The organism is Thioalkalivibrio sp. ALD1 (genome assembly GCF_000381245.1).
GTDB lineage: Bacteria > Pseudomonadota > Gammaproteobacteria > Ectothiorhodospirales > Ectothiorhodospiraceae > Thioalkalivibrio.
Genome location: NZ_KB906245.1, coordinates 100524 through 117379 on the forward strand (window position 1 = coordinate 100524; position 16856 = coordinate 117379).

Annotated in this window: 13 protein-coding genes; 5 read left to right on the forward strand and 8 right to left on the reverse strand. The window is 69.0% G+C overall.

The features are described 5' to 3' along the window. The first annotated feature begins 195 nt into the window (after positions 1 to 195). The 5 genes from hisI to F623_RS0110280 all read left to right on the forward strand — a co-directional run bounded on the left by hisI (position 196) and on the right by F623_RS0110280 (position 5799). The gene (gene hisI, locus F623_RS0110260) at positions 196 to 639 is read left to right on the forward strand and encodes a phosphoribosyl-AMP cyclohydrolase (protein ID WP_038040535.1); all 444 of its coding nucleotides are present in this window, start codon (positions 196 to 198) and stop codon (positions 637 to 639) included. After that, entirely contained in the window at positions 636 to 2060 is a 1425-nt protein-coding gene (gene cysS, locus F623_RS0110265) for a cysteine--tRNA ligase (protein WP_018868581.1), read from the forward strand. The genes hisI and cysS overlap by 4 nt, the downstream gene beginning before the upstream one ends. A gap of 2 nt (positions 2061 to 2062) precedes the next feature. Beyond that, positions 2063 to 2719, forward strand: a complete 657-nt coding sequence (locus F623_RS0110270) for a DUF1007 family protein (protein WP_018862458.1) — start codon at positions 2063 to 2065, stop codon at positions 2717 to 2719. Between the two features lie 70 nt (positions 2720 to 2789). Next, a complete protein-coding gene (locus F623_RS0110275) occupies positions 2790 to 3902 on the forward strand; it encodes a nickel/cobalt transporter (protein WP_018862459.1) in 1113 nt (370 codons plus the stop codon). Between the two features lie 88 nt (positions 3903 to 3990). After that, positions 3991 to 5799 (forward strand): long-chain fatty acid--CoA ligase, encoded by a 1809-nt coding sequence (locus tag F623_RS0110280; protein WP_018862460.1) that lies wholly within the window; start codon positions 3991 to 3993, stop codon positions 5797 to 5799. Between the two features lie 21 nt (positions 5800 to 5820). On the opposite strand, the gene F623_RS0110285 is transcribed toward F623_RS0110280, so the two are convergent. The 8 genes from F623_RS0110285 to F623_RS0110320 are packed head-to-tail and all read right to left on the reverse strand — an operon-like array spanning position 5821 to position 16808. Beyond that, positions 5821 to 6690 carry a uroporphyrinogen-III synthase gene (locus F623_RS0110285; protein WP_018862461.1) on the reverse strand — a complete coding sequence of 290 codons (870 nt, stop codon included), beginning with the start codon at positions 6688 to 6690 and terminating at the stop codon, positions 5821 to 5823. After that, positions 6687 to 8153: a siroheme synthase CysG gene (gene cysG / locus F623_RS0110290; protein ID WP_018862462.1), complete on the reverse strand. Its 1467-nt coding sequence runs from the start codon at positions 8151 to 8153 to the stop codon at positions 6687 to 6689. Before cysG ends, F623_RS0110285 begins: the two co-directional genes overlap by 4 nt. Before the next feature lie 2 nt (positions 8154 to 8155). Beyond that, positions 8156 to 10846, reverse strand: coding sequence for a nitrate reductase (locus F623_RS0110295; protein WP_018862463.1), 2691 nt, complete (start codon positions 10844 to 10846; stop codon positions 8156 to 8158). A 1-nt stretch (position 10847) separates the two neighbouring features. Further along, on the reverse strand, positions 10848 to 11219 hold the full coding sequence (gene nirD, locus F623_RS0110300) for a nitrite reductase small subunit NirD (protein WP_018862464.1): 372 nt from the start codon (positions 11217 to 11219) through the stop codon (positions 10848 to 10850). Then, a complete protein-coding gene (gene nirB, locus F623_RS0110305) occupies positions 11216 to 13696 on the reverse strand; it encodes a nitrite reductase large subunit NirB (protein ID WP_018862465.1) in 2481 nt (826 codons plus the stop codon). The genes nirD and nirB overlap by 4 nt, the downstream gene beginning before the upstream one ends. Beyond that, on the reverse strand, positions 13696 to 14496 hold the full coding sequence (locus tag F623_RS0110310; RefSeq protein ID WP_018862466.1) for an ABC transporter ATP-binding protein: 801 nt from the start codon (positions 14494 to 14496) through the stop codon (positions 13696 to 13698). Before F623_RS0110310 ends, nirB begins: the two co-directional genes overlap by 1 nt. Positions 14497 to 14522: 26 nt before the next feature. Next, on the reverse strand, positions 14523 to 15455 hold the full coding sequence (gene ntrB, locus F623_RS0110315; protein ID WP_018862467.1) for a nitrate ABC transporter permease: 933 nt from the start codon (positions 15453 to 15455) through the stop codon (positions 14523 to 14525). Positions 15456 to 15503: 48 nt separating this feature from the next. Continuing rightward, positions 15504 to 16808 carry a CmpA/NrtA family ABC transporter substrate-binding protein gene (locus F623_RS0110320; protein WP_018862468.1) on the reverse strand — a complete coding sequence of 435 codons (1305 nt, stop codon included), beginning with the start codon at positions 16806 to 16808 and terminating at the stop codon, positions 15504 to 15506. Positions 16809 to 16856: the final 48 nt, after the last annotated feature.

Genomic DNA, 16856 nt, shown 5'->3' on the forward strand with positions numbered 1-16856 from the left:
TTGAGGATCGACCAGCCGGCCCGGGGATGCAAGAGCCTCCAAAACGCCGGCTGCCAACCGTCCTTGCTCGCTGTTTGTATTCGATATCGGGTTACAACGGTTTTCCCGGAAGTCGCATCGGAATGCGTGTCCCGTTCTGCTCATCGGGGGCGCGGGATGGTACCCTTGGCGCTGGTTTCCGCGATACCGGCGTACATGTTCAAGACACTGGAAAAAGCCTCGCGCAACACCCGCCAGCCAGCCACCGAGGTACTGGAAAAACTCAAGCTGAATTCGGACGGCCTGATTCCCGCGATCGCCCAGCAGTTCGACAGCGGCGAGGTCCTGATGATGGCCTGGATGAACCGCGAGGCGCTGGACGAGACGCTGCGCACCGGGCGCGTGTGCTACTACTCGCGCTCGCGCCAGGCGCTGTGGCGCAAGGGCGAGCAGTCGGGTCAGGTGCAGCAGCTGCAGTCCCTGCACCTGGACTGCGACGGCGACACCATCCTGCTGAAGGTCGACCAGACGGGGCCCGCCTGCCACACCGGCCGGCGCAGCTGCTTCTACGTGCAGATCGACAACGACGAGGCTGTGATCACCAGCGACCCGGAGATCGCCCCCGAGACCCTGTACGGCCACAAGGACGACCCGCAATGAGCGCCAACCCCGGCCGCGAGCTGATCCTGCACAACACGCTCGGCGGGCACGACGAGCCCTTTCATCCGCAAGACCCCAAGCGCGTCACGCTCTACGTCTGCGGCCCCACGGTGTACAACCGGGTGCACGTGGGCAATGGCCGCCCGGTGGTGGTGTTCGACGTGCTGTTTCGCGTACTGCGCGAGCTGTACGGCCCGGAGCACGTGATCTACGCGCGCAACATCACCGACGTCGACGACAAGATCAACAAGGCCGCGGCCGAGAACAGCGAGCCGATCGCCGCGCTGACCGAGCGCTTCACCCGTGCCTTCCACGAGGACATCGCCGAGCTGGGCACGCTGCCGCCGACCCTCGAGCCGCGCGCCACCGATCACATCCAGCCGATGATCGAGCTGATCGAACGGTTGATCGAGCGCGGCCACGCCTACCCGGCCGAGGGGCACGTGCTGTTCGACGTCACCTCCTACCCGGACTATGGCGCGCTGTCCGGGCGCACGCTGGAAGACATGCAGGCCGGCGCCCGGGTCGAGGTCGCCAGCTACAAGCGCCACCCCGGCGACTTCGTGCTGTGGAAGCCGGCCGCCGAGGGCGAACCGGGCTGGGACAGCCCCTGGGGCTATGGCCGTCCCGGCTGGCACCTCGAATGCACCGCGATGATCCGCAGCCACCTGGGCGCGATGATCGACATCCACGGCGGCGGGCACGATCTCGTCTTCCCTCACCACGAAAACGAGATCGCCCAGGGCTGCGCGGCGGAGGGTTGCGCCGAGCACGGCACGCACTACGCCCGCTACTGGGTGCACAACGGGCACGTGACCATCGACGGCGAGAAGATGTCCAAGTCGCTGGGCAACTTCCAGCTGCTGCACGACCTGCTGCAGGCCTATCCGGGCGAGGTCCTGCGCATGGCGCTGCTGTCGCGCCACTACCGCGCGCCGCTGAACTTCTCCGAGGACACGCTGAACCAGTCGCGCAATGCCCTGAACGGGCTCTACCGCGTGCTGCGTGACCACTCCGATATCGAACCGGCCCCCGTGGACGCCGCCGAGACGCCGGTGTTCACGGCGCTGCTGGACGACCTGAACACCCCCGGCGGCATCACCGCCCTGCACCGCCTGGCGGATGCCCTGGCCGCGGCTGGCGACGCGGCCGAACGGGCCCGCCTGAAGGGCGAACTGATGGCCGGCGCCGGGCTGCTTGGACTGCTGCAGCAGGACCCGACGGCCTGGTTCCAGGGGGATGGCGAGGACCACGAACTCGCCGCCTGGGTGGAGGAACGCATCGCCGCCCGCCAGGCCGCGCGCAAGAACCGTGACTTTGCCACCGCCGACGCCATCCGCGACGAGCTCACCGCCCGCGGGATCGAGCTCGAGGACACCCCGGAAGGGACACGCTGGCAGCGCAGCGGGAGCGTCACCTGAACATGGCCCGACGCCTCATCCGGCGGCTCCTGCTGGGCCTGGCGCTGCTGATCCCGGGCCTCGCGCTGGCACACCCCCACGCCTGGATCGACCTGCGCGTGGGGCTCGTGTTCGACGACAACGGCCAGCTGGAGCGCATGCAGCAGGCCTGGCTGATCGATCCGACCTACAGCCATATGCTGCTGGAAGAGATGACCCGGGACCTGGAAGGCGATATCGGCATCGACGAGGCGCTGGATCGGGTCGCCGAGCGCATGCTGGAAAACCTGGCCGCCTACGACTACTTCACCGAGCTGCGCCACGACGACGCGGAGCTTTCGGTACCCCGGGCGGAAAACGCCCGGCTCTCGCTGGAGGACCGGCGGCTTTATCTGCGTTTCGACCTGCCGCTGGCCGAACACGAACTCGACGATGCCAACGGCTTCACCTATCGCGTGTTCGACCCGACCTACTGGATCGAGGTTCTGCACGACGCAGACGACGTGGTACATATCGAGAATCGCCAGGGCTGCGAGGTGCGGATCGAAGAGGCCCGACCGGACCCGCAACTGATGCGCTATGCCGCCACCCTGGAACGTCAGGACCGCAGTCCTGTCGACAATCTCGGACGCTACTTTGCCGAGACCGCCACCCTGCAGTGCCGGAACCGTTCGGACTGAGTCCGAACGCACACGATTCAAGGCCAGAATCGGTCGATGAACCCGCAGGAAAGCGTTATAGTGTAACGATATGATCGTCGCCCCCGCCCATCGACTTCGCGGCCTCACGGCCTCCCTGGTCCTCCTGACCCTGGGACTCTTCTTGTTGCTGGGCGCTTTCAGCGCCCACGCCGGCGAATCAGCCCATCCTCTGGGTGGCGGCGCACCTGCTGGCGAGACCGAGGAACGCCCGTCCCCGCCCGATGCCGCCACCGGGCCCGTGCCCGAAACGCTGGCCGACCCCCCCGGCGCGCTCGAGCGCGTCACTGCCTGGATGCTGCAGACCCAGCGCCAGTTGCATCGCGACCTGACTCAGGGACTGCACGCCCTGCGCGACGCCCCTACCGCCCAGACGGCCGGCGCCCTGATCCTGGTCAGCCTGCTGTACGGCATCTTCCACGCGGCCGGCCCAGGCCATGGCAAGGCGGTCATCAGCGCCTATCTGCTGACCCAGCCCCAGAACCTGAAACGCGGCATCCTGCTCTCCACGGTCTCGGCACTGGCCCAGGGGGTCACGGCCATCGTGCTGGTCGGGGTGCTGATCGGCCTGCTCGGCTGGCTGGCGCGCGATACGCTGGGCCAGGTACGCACGCTGGAGATCGCCAGCTTCGCGCTGGTCGCCCTGCTGGGCATCTGGCTGATGCTGCGCGCCCTGCGCCACGCCTGGCGCCTGCACAAGGCCCATGCCCGGGCACGCACAGAGACCCGGCACGAGCACGCAGACCATCATCACCATGAACACCATACCCATGACGACCACTGCGGCTGCGGCACGCCGCATCATGTCGACCCGAACCACAGCGGGACCTGGTGGGGCACGGTCGCGGCCGTGGGCATCCGCCCCTGTTCCGGCGCGGTGCTGATCATGGCGGTCTCGGCGGCCCTGGGCCTGGCCTGGGCTGGCGTGCTGGCCGTGCTGGCGATGTCGCTGGGAACCGCGGCCACGGTATCCGTTCTGGCCACGCTGGCCGTCTCCGCACGCGACTGGACCCGCCGCTGGCTGGGCCCGACACGCGTCGGCCGCCTGACCTACGTGGGGCCGGCTTTCGGGCTCGCCGGCGGCGGCATCATCGCGCTCATCGGTGTCAGCCTGGTGATCGGGGCCGTCGCCTACCGGCCCGCCGCACACCCGCTGGGACTGTAGAACACCGCAAGACGCTAGGGGTCAGGGTTGCCGCACAGGACCGGGTCCTCTAACGTCCCGAACATACTCCAAGTTGCGAGACGCGCCGATGTCCGATTCCGCGATCCGTCCCGACCAGGCCCCAACCCTCCCCTCGCTGTTCCGCGTCCGCGTCGAGCAGACACCGGATACCCCGGCCTACCGCCACTACAACGCCGAGCGCGAGGAGTGGCAGCAGACCTCCTGGCACGAGATGGGGGCGATGGTGGATCGCTGGCAGGCCGCCCTGGCCGCGGAGGGCCTCAAGCCCGGCGAGCGCGTCGCGCTGATGCTCGGCAATTCGCGCGAGTGGGTCGCGTTCGACCAGGCGGCGATGGGGCTGGGGCTGGTCCCGGTCCCGCTGTACACCGACGATCGTCCGGACAACGTCGCCTACATCATCGGCCAGACACAGGCGCGCATCCTGCTGCTGGGCGAGAGCGCCCACAGCCGGCGGTTGTCCGAGCACTTCGAGAACATGCCGTCGCTGCGGCGCATCGTGAACATCGGCGGCGAGGATACGGAGCCGGACGACGAACGCGTAATCGAGCTGGAAGACTGGCTCGCACAGCATGAGGGTACGGACGTCCACTATCCGGACCTCGATCCAGAGGCCATGGCCACGATCGTCTATACCTCCGGCACCACCGGGCGCCCCAAGGGCGTGATCCTCTCGCACCGCAACATCCTGGAGAACGCCTGGGCCTCCTCGCAGACCGGTCCCCTGTCCCCTGCCGACCGGTTCCTGTCGTTCCTGCCGCTGTCGCACATGCTGGAGCGCACCGCCGGGCTCTACATGCCCATGCTGATCGGTGCCGAGGTCGCCTTCGCGCGCTCCATCCAGGGCCTGGGGGAGGACCTGGTCACCGTACGCCCGACCGTACTGATCTCGGTACCGCGCATCTACGAGCGCGTGCACGGACGCATCCAGGCCGGCCTGAAGCAGAAATCAGGCCTCGGCCGAGCCCTGTTCAAGGCGACCGTCAGCATCGGCTGGAAGCGCTTCGAGCATCAGCAGGGCCGAGGCGGCTGGTCTCCCGGCTTCCTGCTCTGGCCCCTGCTGGAGCGCATTGTCGCGCGCAAGGTGCTGGATCGCCTGGGGGGCGAGCTTCGCTTCGCGGTCTGCGGCGGCGCCCCCCTGCCCCCACCGATCGCCCAGTTCTTCATCGGCCTGGGCCTGCCGGTTCTGCACGGCTACGGGATGACCGAGGCCAGTCCGGTGGTCACGGTGAACACCCCGGACAACAACCTGCCCGCCTCGATCGGCAAGCCGCTGCCCGGGGTGGAGGTGAAGATCGGCGAGATGGACGAACTGCTCACCCGCAGCCCCTGCGTGATGCTCGGCTACTGGAAGAACGAGGAGGCCACCGGCGAGACCATCGACGCGGACGGCTGGCTGCACAGTGGCGACCAGGCCCGCATCGACGACAGCGGGCATGTCTTCATCACCGGGCGCATCAAGGACATCCTGGTGCTGACCAACGGCGAAAAGGTCCCGCCGGCCGACATGGAGATGGCGATCGCACTGGATGCGCTGTTCGACCAGGTGATGATCGTCGGCGACAACCGCTCCTTCCTGACCGCGCTGGTCGTACCGGAGCCGGAGGCCTGGGCCTCGTTCGCCAGTGACCACAACCTCGAAGCCGAGGCCGAGGGCCGGCTGCCGCGCAAGGCCGAACGCGCCCTGCTGCAGCGCATCCAGTACCAGCTACGCGACTTCCCCGGCTACGCCAAAATCCGCCATGTCCATGTGACCCACGAGGCCTGGTCCGTGGAAAACGGCATGCTGACCCCGACCATGAAACTCAAGCGCCCGGTGATCAGCGAGCACTACAGCGAGGCCATCGAGGCCATGTACGCCGGCCACGACGGTCACTGAGACCCGCGCCGGGCCCGCCATTCAGCCGCGATGCCCACCCAGGTGGCGCGCGAGCGTCGAGACCAGGGGCTTCATGAAGTACTGACCGTCGGGGACCACTGTCGGGTGCACCCCGTGGGCGCGCAGCTCGTCGGCCACCACCGGGCCGATCGCGGCGACGACGGTTCGGCCGAGCGCTGACAGCAGCGCATCCTCGTGCCCCGCGTCACGGGCGACGCGCAGCAGTCGCCGCACCTGGGCCTGGCTGGTGAAGGCGATCGCATCCACCTCCCCCGTGATCAGGGCTGCGATCAGCCCGGTCACGCGCTCGGTCTCGGCGGCGTCCGCATAGCGGTAGGGCCAGACGGGAAAGACCTCGGCGCCCGCCTGCTCCAGGAACTCGAGCAGGCGGCGGTTGGGTTCCGCGCCGTAGAGCTGCACCCCGATGCGCTGCCCGGCCAGATGCTGCCCGGCCCGATCCTGTCCGGAAAGGGTCTCGATGATGCCCTCGGTCGTCGGCGCGGCCGCGACCGCATCCGGCCGCACGCCGAAGGGCTTCATCGCCCGCCCCGGCTTGGGGCCCCGCACCAGGGTCTGCGTCCGCGCCACGGCCGCCAGCCAGGTGTCCTCGCGCCCGGCACGCCGGGCAAAACCGGTCAGGCGGGTGAAGCCCTCGCCGGTCAGAAAAATCAGGCGGTCGAACGGCGCCTCGATCGCCCTGTGCAGCCAGGCCTCGATCGCCGTGCGGTCGGGGCTGTCGTGGATCGCGATCAGCGGGCAGCGCCAGACCTCGGCCCCACGCCGCTCCAGCAGGCCGGCGAAGACCTCCAGCGCCCGGCTCTCCGGCAGGGCCACGCGGCGACCCGCGAGGCCACTGGCCGCCGCCTCCGGCACGACGGATGCGTCCGTCACGCCGCGCTCGCCGCCGCGGCCCGCGACCCTGCCCCCGACAGCGGCATCGGCTGCGGGAACACCGTCGTGGCCCCGGCATCCGGCCGGAACCAGGCCAGACGTGTGTGGCAGGCCGCCACCTCGCCGATCACGATCAGGCTGGGCGAACCCACCTGCTCGCGCTCGGCACGTGCGGCCAGCGTATCCAGCGTGCCGGTCACGACGCGCTGGCGGGCGGTGGTGCCGTTCTCGATGATCGCCGCCGGTGTCTGCCCGGCGCGGCCGGCACCCTTCAGCCCCCGGCAGATCTCGCCCACCCCCTTGCGGCCCATGTAGAACACCAGGGTCTCGCGGGTACTGGTCAGCTGCGACCAGTCCACATCCAGCCGCCCTTCGCGGGTATGGCCGGTGATGAACCGCACCGACTGGGCATGGTCGCGGTGGGTCAGCGGTATGCCCGCATAGGCGGCACAGCCGCTGGCCGCGGTAATGCCGGGGACGACCTGGTAGGCCACGCCGTCGCGCGCCAGCACGTCCAGCTCCTCGCCGCCCCGGCCGAACACGAACGGGTCGCCGCCCTTCAGCCGGGCCACCCGCTTGCCCTTGCGCGCCAGGCGGGAGAGCAGCGCGCTGATCTCCTCCTGCGGCACGCAGTGGTGGTCGCGCTCCTTGCCGACATAGAAGCGCTCGGCCTCGCGCCGCGCCAGGTTCACCACCTCGGAGGACACCAGCCGGTCGTAGACGACCACATCCGCCTGCTGCAGCAGGCGCAGCGCGCGAAAGGTCAGCAGGTCGGGATCGCCCGGCCCGGCGCCGATCAGGTAGACCTCGCCGGGCGTGCTGGTTGCGGCGTCCGCCAGTTCCTGCTCCAGGCGCGCCTCGGCCGCGTCCATGCGCCCGGCCAGGGCGAGCTCGGTGGCCGGCCCGGCAAAGGCCCGCTCCCAGAAGGCGCGGCGGGCGTTCACATGGTCGAAACGGGCGCGCACCCGGTCGCGCAGCCGCCCGGCGAGATCGGCCAGCCGACCATAGCCGGTCGGGATCAGGCTCTCGATCTTCGCGCGCAGCAGGCGCACCAGCACCGGGGCGCGGCCACCCGAGCCGATCGCGATGGTCAGCGGCCCGCGCTCCACGATCGCCGGCAGGATGAAGCTGCACAGCTCGGGCTGGTCGGCGACGTTCACCGGGATCGAACGCGCGATGCAGTCCTCCGAGACCTGGCGGTTCACGGCCGCGTCATCGGTCGCGGCAATCACGATCGCCACACGATCCAGGCATTCGGTGTCATAGACCCCCGGATCGCGGCTGATCGACCCCGGTTGTTCGCGCAGCAGGCGCTCGGCGGCCTCGCTGTACTCGGGGGCTCGCAGGCGCACCCGCGCCCCGGCCTCCAGCAGCAGCGCAGCCTTGCGCGTGGCGACCGGCCCAGCCCCGACCACCAGGGCCTCGCGGCCGTGCAACTGCATATAGATCGGCAGGTGTTCCATGCTTATCCCTCCCGCGCCACGGGGTCCGTGGGCGCCTCGGCTTCCTCGTTCAACAGGGTCTGGATCTCGGGGCGACAGGAGCCACAGTTGGTCCCGGCCTCGAGGGCCGCACCCACGGCCTCGCAGGTGGCCAGCCCCTGCTCGCGGATCGCGGTGCGGATACGCGTCTCGTCCACGCCGAAGCAGGCGCAGACCATGCGTCCGCGCGCGGCCTGGCCGTTCGGTGGTCGCCCGGTCAGCAGAGCCATCCGTTCGGCATCGCTGATCGTCTCGGCCGCGAACAGGCCACCCAGCCACTCGCGCTCGGGCAAGCCCCGATCGGGGCCCGCGAACAACACGCAGGCGAGCCGCCCCTCGTGGATCCGCGCGGCGCGGTAGCGCCCCCCGGCGGAGTCGGCGAACTCCAGCCATTCCCCCGGCCCGTCCAGGCGCTCGCGCCACGCATCCATCGTGGGCGGTGTGCCCCGCCCGGCCAGTTCGGTGCGCAGGTGCCGGGGACCGCAGGCGGTGACCGCGTAGTCCGCCTCCGGCGCGGTGATCGGCTCGCGGCTCAAGACGAAGCCGTGCCAGTCCAGCGCGGCCGGGCGCACAGCCACGGCCGTGTGCTTGAACGCCGGCTGCCCGGAGACCGGGTCGACATGCGCGGGCACCAGCGCATCCACACGGGCGAGCCGCGCGATCGGCCGGCTCCAGTGCATGGGCACGAACACGCTGCCCGGGCGCTGTTCGCGGCGGGTCTGCACCCGCGCCAGCAGGCGGCCGTGGCGACTGGTCACCTCGGCGAGATCGCCGGCCTGGAGCCGGAACAGACCGGCATCCACCGGATGGATCTCGACGAACGGTTCCGGCTGATGCGCACTCAGGCGCGGGGTGCGTGCGGTGCGGGTCATGCTGTGCCACTGGTCTCGGATGCGGCCGGTGTTCAGGCGCAGCGGATAATCGGCAGCGACCGGGTCGGTCGGGGCCTGCGGGGTCACGGCCTTGAGCTGCGCCCGGCCACTGGCGGTAAAGAAACGGCCATCGCCATAGAGGTGCTCGGCACCCGTCCGGCTCCCCGCCGGCAGCGGCCACTGCACCGGCTCCAGGACGTCGTACTCGGCGTCGGAAAGCCCGGCCAGCGCGCCGATGTCGAAGTCGCGCGTGCCGTGGTTCTCGAAGGCGGACAGCGCCGCATGCTCGCGGAAGATCTCGCCCGGATGGGTATAGGGAAAGGCGTCGGCGAAACCCAGGCGCTGCGCGACCCGGGCCAGCGCCCACCAGTCGTGACGGGCCTCGCCCGGGGGCACCCGGAACGGGCGCTGGCGCGAGATGCGGCGCTCGGAGTTGGTTACCGTGCCGTCCTTCTCGCCCCAGGTGGTCGCCGGCAGCAATACGTCGGCCACCCGCGTGGTCTCGGTCTCGCGCACGCAGTCGGAGACCACGACCAGCGGGCATTCGGCCAGGGCGCGCTCGAAGCGCGCGGCCTCGGGCAGGCTGAACAGCGGATTGGTGCCGATGATCCAGATCGCCTTCACCTGCCCCGACTCGACCGCGCGAAACAGGTCCAGCGCCTTCAGGCCCGGCTGGCGAGCAAGGTTCGGTGCGCCCCAGAAGCGCCCAACCCGGTCCAGGGCCGCGTCGTCGAAGCCCATGTGCGCGGCCAGCTGGCTGGCCAGTCCGCCGACTTCGCGCCCGCCCATCGCGTTCGGCTGGCCGGTCAGCGAGAACGGGCCCATGCCCGAGCGCCCGATGCGGCCGGTGGCCAGGTGTACGTTGAGGATCGTCCCGGCCTTGTCCACGCCGCTGTCGGACTGGTTGATGCCCTGGCAGAAGGCGGTCACGGTGCGCTCGGTACGGGCAAACCACTGGAAGAACGTCGCCACCGCCTCCGGCTCCAGCTCGCAGGCCTCGGCGGTCGCGGCGATCGACGGGCTGGAGGCCCGCGCGGCCGCCAGGGCGTCGGCAAAGCCTTCGACATGGCGCTCCAGGAAGCCGGGGTCCAGCGCATCCTCCCGGCGCAGATGGTCCAGCAGGCCGTTGAACAGCCAGGCATCCGTGCCTGGCGCCAGCGGCAGGTGCAGGTCGGCCGCCTGGGCGGTGGCCGTGCACCGCGGGTCGATCACCACCAGCTTCATCTCCGGGCGCGCCGCGCGGGCGGCCTGCAGGCGCTGGAAAAGTACCGGGTGGGCCCAGGCCATGTTGGAGCCCGTGACCACGACCAGATCGGCCTGCTCGAGGTCGGTATAGCTTCCCGGCACGCCGTCCACGCCGAAGGCGCGGGTGTGGGCGGCCACCGCCGTGGACATGCAGAGCCGGGAGTTGGTGTCGATATTGGCCGAGCCGACGAAGCCCTTCATCAGCTTGTTGGCTACGTAGTAGTCCTCGGTCAGGATCTGCCCGGAGACGTACAGGGCGACCGCATCCGGCCCGTGTGCCGCGATGGTCTCGCGAAAGCCGTCCGCGACATGATCCAGCGCGGTCTCCCAGTCGACACGCCGCCCACCGATCTCCGGGTGCAGCAACCGGCCCTCGTCGCCGAGGGTCTCGGCCAGTGCCGCGCCCTTGGAGCACAGGCGCCCGGCATTCGCCGGATGGGCGGGATCACCGCATACCGCGACCGGAAACTCGCCGCCCGGCGTCGCGGTCACCTCCACGCCGCAGCCCACCCCGCAATAGGGACAGGTCGTACGGGTCACCGACTGTTCCGCAGCCATCTCAGCCCGCCTCGCGGCAGGCGACCGGTGCCGCAGCGGTATCGTCCGCGGCGTCGCCCGTGGCGCCGGAGAGGTCCAGCCACACCTGACCGTCGGTCACCCGGATCGGGAAGGCATGGGTGCAGCCACTGTCCGCCCCGGTGGCCTCGCCGGACTGCAGATCGATCACCCAGTTGTGCAGCGGGCAGGTCACGCGCTCGCCGTGAACGATGCCCTGCGACAGCGGCCCACCCTTGTGCGGGCACTGATCGCGCAGGGCAAAGACGCGGTCATCCGCGGTGCGGAACACGGCGATGTCGCCGTTCGGGCCCGCCACCACGCGCGCACCCAGCGACGGGATGTCCTCGAGCGGACAGATCGCGAGCCAGCTCATGCCGACACCCCCTGGCGCGGGGTCGCGTCCACCGGCTTGATCGGGATGAACTCGTGCGCCGCATGCCCGGCGGCCCGCTCGGCCCAGGGGTCCACCTGCGCCACCTCCTGCGACTCCAGGAAGCGGGCGTACAGCGCGGCGCGGTTCTCGGCGTCGTCCACGAGGCGTTCCTTCACCCGGGTCAGTCCGACGCGCTCGATCCACGGGGCGGTGCGTTCCAGATAGCGCGCGTCTTCGCGGTAGAACTGCATGAAGGCCCCGGCGTATTCGAGTACCTCGGCCTCGGTCTCCACCTTGCAGAGGAAGTCGGTGGCGCGGACCTTCACCCCGCCGTTGCCACCCACGTGCAGCTCGTAGCCCGAGTCCACGCAGACCACGCCCAGGTCCTTGATCGTCGCCTCGGCGCAGTTACGCGGACAGCCGGAGACCGCCATCTTGAACTTGTGCGGGGTCCAGGAGCCCCAGGTCATCCGCTCCAGCTGGATGCCGAGTCCGGTCGAGTCCTGGGTGCCGAAGCGGCACCACTCGGAGCCGACACAGGTCTTCACCGTGCGCAGGGCCTTGCCATAGGCATGGCCGGAGACAAACCCGGCGTCGCCAAGATCGCGCCACATCGCCGGCAGATCGGCCTTCTGCACCCCCAGCAGGTCGATGCGCTGGCCGCCGGTGAACTTGACCGTGGGCACCTGGTAGCGCTCGGCCACCTCGGCGATCGCGCGCAGCTCGGCCGGTGTGGTCACCCCGCCCCAGATGCGCGGTACGACGGAATAGGTCCCGTCCTTCTGGATGTTGCCGTGGGCGCGCTCGTTGATGAAGCGTGACTGGGCGTCGTCCTGGTAGTCCTTCGGCCAGGCCGCCAGCAGGTAGTAGTTGAGCGCCGGACGGCAGACATGGCAGCCGTTCGGGGTCTTCCAGTCGAGGGCCTCGAACACCGCCGACATCGACTTCAGGCCGTCGCGGGCAATGGCCGCGCGCACCTCGTCGTGGCTGTGATCGGTGCAGGCGCAGACCGGCTTTTTCGCCGGGGCGTCGGAGTAGTCGCCACCCAGCGTGGTCGCGAGCACGGACTCCACCAGCCCGGTGCAGGAGCCACAGGAGTTCGACGCCTTGGTGTGGGCACGCACGTCCTCCAGCGTGAACAGCTTGTGCTCGCTGATCGCCTGGACGATCTCGCCCTTGCACACGCCGTTGCAGCCGCAGATCTCGGCCTCGTCGGGCATCGCCGCGACCCGCGAGGCCTCGTCGCCGTGGCCGGAGTCGCCGATATGCGCCTGGCCGAACAGCAGGTTCTCGCGGATGTCGGCCACCGGCGTTCCGTCCCGCATCAGCTGGAAATACCAGGAACCGTCCAGGGTATCGCCGTACAGCACGGCCCCCTGGATGCGGTTGTCCTTCAGCACCAGGCGCTTGTAGACGCCGCGCGCGGCATCCTTGAACACCAGGTCCTCGGTGTTCTCGTCGCCGGTGAAGTCGCCGGCGGAGAACAGGTCGATCCCGGTCACCTTCAGCTTGGTGGAGGTCATCGAACCCTCGTAGCGCCCGATGCCGTACTCGGCCAGGTGGTTGGCGCAGACCTTCGCCTGCTCCCACAGGGGCGCAACCAGGCCGTAGGTGGCGCCGCGGTGCTGAACACACTCGCCGACCGCGTAGATCGACGGGTCATAGGTCTGCATCGTGTCGTTCACCACCACGCCGCGCTCGCAGTGCAGCCCGGCGGACTCGGCCAGCGCGGCGTTCGGGCGGATCCCGACCGCCATCACCACCAGATCCGCCTCGACCTCGCTGCCGTCGGTGAAACGCACGCCGGTAACGCGGCCCTCGCCCAGGATCGCCTCGGTCTGATGCGCCATGCGAAAACGCATGCCGCGCTCCTCCAGCGAGCCGCGCAGCATCCCGGCGGCCTCGGCATCCAGCTGGCGCTCCATCAGGTGGTCCATCAGGTGCACCACGGTGACCTCCATGCCCTGGCGCATCAGGCCGTTGGCGGCCTCCAGGCCGAGCAGGCCGCCGCCGATCACCACCGCATGCTGGTGTGCGCGGCTGGCCGCGAGCATCGCGTCCACGTCGTGGATATCGCGGAAGGCGACCACGCCCTCGAGCCCGTGCCCCGGCACCGGGATCATCACCGGATCGGAGCCGGTCGCCAGCAGCAGGCGGTCATAGGGCGCCTCGGTGCCGTCCTCGGCGATCACCCGCCGGTTCACGCGATCGATCTGCTCGATGCGCCTGCCCTTGTGCAGGGTGATGCCGCGTTCGGCATACCAGGCATCGTCGTTCAGCATGATCTCGTCGACGGTCTTCTCCGAGGCCAGCACCGGCGAGAGCATGATGCGGTTGTAGTTGCCCCAGGGCTCGGCACCGAACACGGTGATGTCGTACATGTCGGGCTTGAGCTTCAGCAACTCCTCGACCGTGCGCATTCCGGCCATGCCGTTGCCGATCAGGACCAGCCGCGGCTTCTCGTTCGCGGTATCCATCACGCGGCCTCCGACTCGGGGTTCTTGTGGCGCTCGTGGAGAAAGCGCAACACCTCGGCCCGGTAGTGGTTGTATTCGGCGTTGTCGGCCATCGCCAGGCGCTCGCGCGGCTTCGGCAGGTCGATCTCCAGGATCTCGCCGATGGTCGCGGCCGGGCCGTTGGTCATCATCACGATGCGGTCGGACAGCAACACCGCCTCGTCCACGTCGTGGGTGACCATCAGTACGGTGTTGCCCAGATCCGACTGGATGCGCATCACCTCGTCCTGCAGGTGCGCCCGGGTCAGCGCGTCCAGCGCACCGAAGGGCTCGTCCATCAGCAGCACCTTGGGCTCCATCGCCAGGGCTCGGGCGATGCCCACGCGCTGCTTCATGCCACCGGAGATCTCGTCCGGGCGCTTGTCCAGGGCATGGCCCATACCGACCATGTCGAGGGTGGCATTCACCCACTCGCGACGCTCGGCGGCCGACTTCTTGCCCTTGAAGGTCTTGTCCACCGCCAGCGCCACGTTGTCGCGCACGGTCAGCCAGGGCAGCAGGGAGTGGTTCTGGAACACGACGCTGCGATCCGGGCCCGGCTTGCTGACCTCCTTGCCGTCCAGGATCACCGCGCCGGTACTGGTCTCCAGCAGCCCGGCGACGATGTTGAGCACCGTCGACTTGCCGCAGCCGGAGTGGCCGATGATGGAGAGGAACTCGCCGCGCTCCACGTGCAGGTCGACGTCACGCAGCACTTCGGTCGCCGTCGGGCCTTCGCCAAAGGTCTTGTGGACGTGTTCGATGGAGAGATAGCTGGTCATGATGATTCTCCTGTGAGGGGGCCGGCTCAGCCGGCCTGCGTGCCGCGGGTGACCCAGTTGCCGACGATCGCGACCAGACGGTCGAGGAAGAACCCGACCAGGCCGACGTAGACCAGGGCCAGCACGATGTCGCTGAGCATGGAGGCGTTCCAGGCATCCCAGATGAAGAAGCCGATGCCGACCCCGCCGATCAGCATCTCGGCGGCGACGATCGCCAGCCAGGCGAGACCGATGCCGATGCGCAGACCGGAGAAGACATACGGCGCGGCGGCCGGGAGCATGATCTTGGTGAAGTACTCGTAGCCGTTCAGGCGAAGCACGCGGGCCACGTTCACGTAGTCCTGCGAGATGTTCCGGATGCCGACCGAGGTGTTGATGATGATCGGCCAGATCGCAGTGATGAAGATCACGAAGATCGCCGACGGGTTGCTGGCCTGGAAGGCAGCCAGGGAGATCGGCAGCCAGGCCAGCGGCGGCACGGTGCGCAGCACCTGGAACAGCGGGTCCAGCCCGCGCATCGCCCAGGTGGACTGGCCGACCAACACGCCTAGACCGATCCCGGCGACCACCGCCAGGGCATAGCCGTAGGCCACCCGCTCGAGACTCGCGAGCAGCTGCCAGGCCATGCCCACGTCGTTGCCACCGTGGTCATAGAACGGATTGACGATCAGTTCCCAGGTGTCGGTGACCACCTGACTCGGGGCGGGCAACACGGCTCCCTGGGAAGACGAGAGCATCTCCCATATGAGCAAAAAAAACGCAGTCACGATCACCGGCGGCAGGACTACCGTGGCGGCGTTGCGCAGGCGCCGCGACCAGACGCCGGGATCGGCGGGCACCGCGCCGGACCGGGCCGGAGGCGCTGTCTGTCGGGCCACTGGGGCCGTGGAGGTTTCCCTCACCGCCGGGCGTTCGCGCCCGGCACCGAAGGTCATGGTGCGGTCTATAATGGCACTCATCATCCAATCCTCTTGAATCGTCGGTACAGGTGTCGTCGGGCCGTCGCGTCAGGACGCGATGGCCTTGATCTCCAGGCTGTCGAGGTAGGCCTGCGGGTCTTCCGGGTCGAAGACCTTGCCGTCGAAGAATTCCTCCTTGCCACGCGAAGTCGACTCGGGGATGGCGGCCGAGTCGATGCCGAGCGTGTCGGCCGCCTCGCGCCAGATATCCTCGCGGTTGACCTCGTCTACCAGGGCCTGCATGTCGAGATCCGGCGGCAGGTAGCCCCAGCGGATGTCCTCGGTAAGGAACCACAGGTCGTGGCTCTTGAAGGGATAGGAGGCCTGATCGTTCCAGTAGCGCATGCGGTCGGGGTGGTCCTCGACCACGCGGCCGGTGCCGTAGTCGAAGTGCCCCTGCATACGGTCGATGATGTCGCCGTACGGGGCATGGATGTAGCGCCGGCGCGAGCAGATCTCGGCGACCTCCTCGATATTCGCCGGGTCCTCGCAGTACATCTGCGCCTCCATCACCGCCATGGTCAGGGCACGGGCCGCATTCGGGTTCGCCTCTACCCAGTCCGCGCGCATGCCCAGCGCCTTCTCGGGATGGTTGTGCCAGAGTTCGCCGGTGGTGTTCGCGGTATAGCCGATGCCCTGGTTGATCAGCTGCATGTTCCAGGGCTCGCAGACACAGAAGGTGTCCATGGAGCCGACACGCATGTTGGCGACCATCTGCGCCGGCGGCACGACGATGGTGGAGATGTCGCGGTTTGGGTCGATGCCGCCGGCCGCCATCCAGTAGCGAATCCACAGGTCATGGGTGCCGCCGGGGAAGGTCATCGCCGCGCGCACCTCGTCGCCCCCGGCGCGCTTTTCCGCCAGCGCGGTCTTGAACTCGCCGGTATCCAGGCCGACCTTCAGATCGGCGTACTCATCGCCCACCGAGATGCACTGCCCGGCCAGGTTCAGCCGCGCGAGGATGCTCATCGGCGTACCGCGGCGATGGATCAGGTAGGGCATCGGCGTCAGGATGTGGGATCCGTCGATGCCGCCGCGGCTCGAACCCAGTTCCAGGTTGTCGCGCACCGTGCCCCAGGAAGACTGCTTCAGCACCTGCACGTCTGGCATCCCGTGGTCGGCAAAGAAGCCCTTCTCCAGCGCGATGAACAGCGGTGCGGCATCGGTCAGGGCAATAAAGCCCAGCTTCGCCTCGGTGGTCTCCGGCTTGCCGTTGCCCGCCTTCGCATAGCCCCAGGGCGCGGCCCCGGACACGCCCAGCGCGGTCGCGCCGATCCCGGCGGCCATGCCGCCCAGGAAACGCCGGCGCGACAGGCCGGAGGTCTTTTTCGTGTCATTCGTGTGATCGGTCATTTCGGGTTCACTCCCCTTGTCAGATTTCCGCCCAGAAACGAAAAAAGG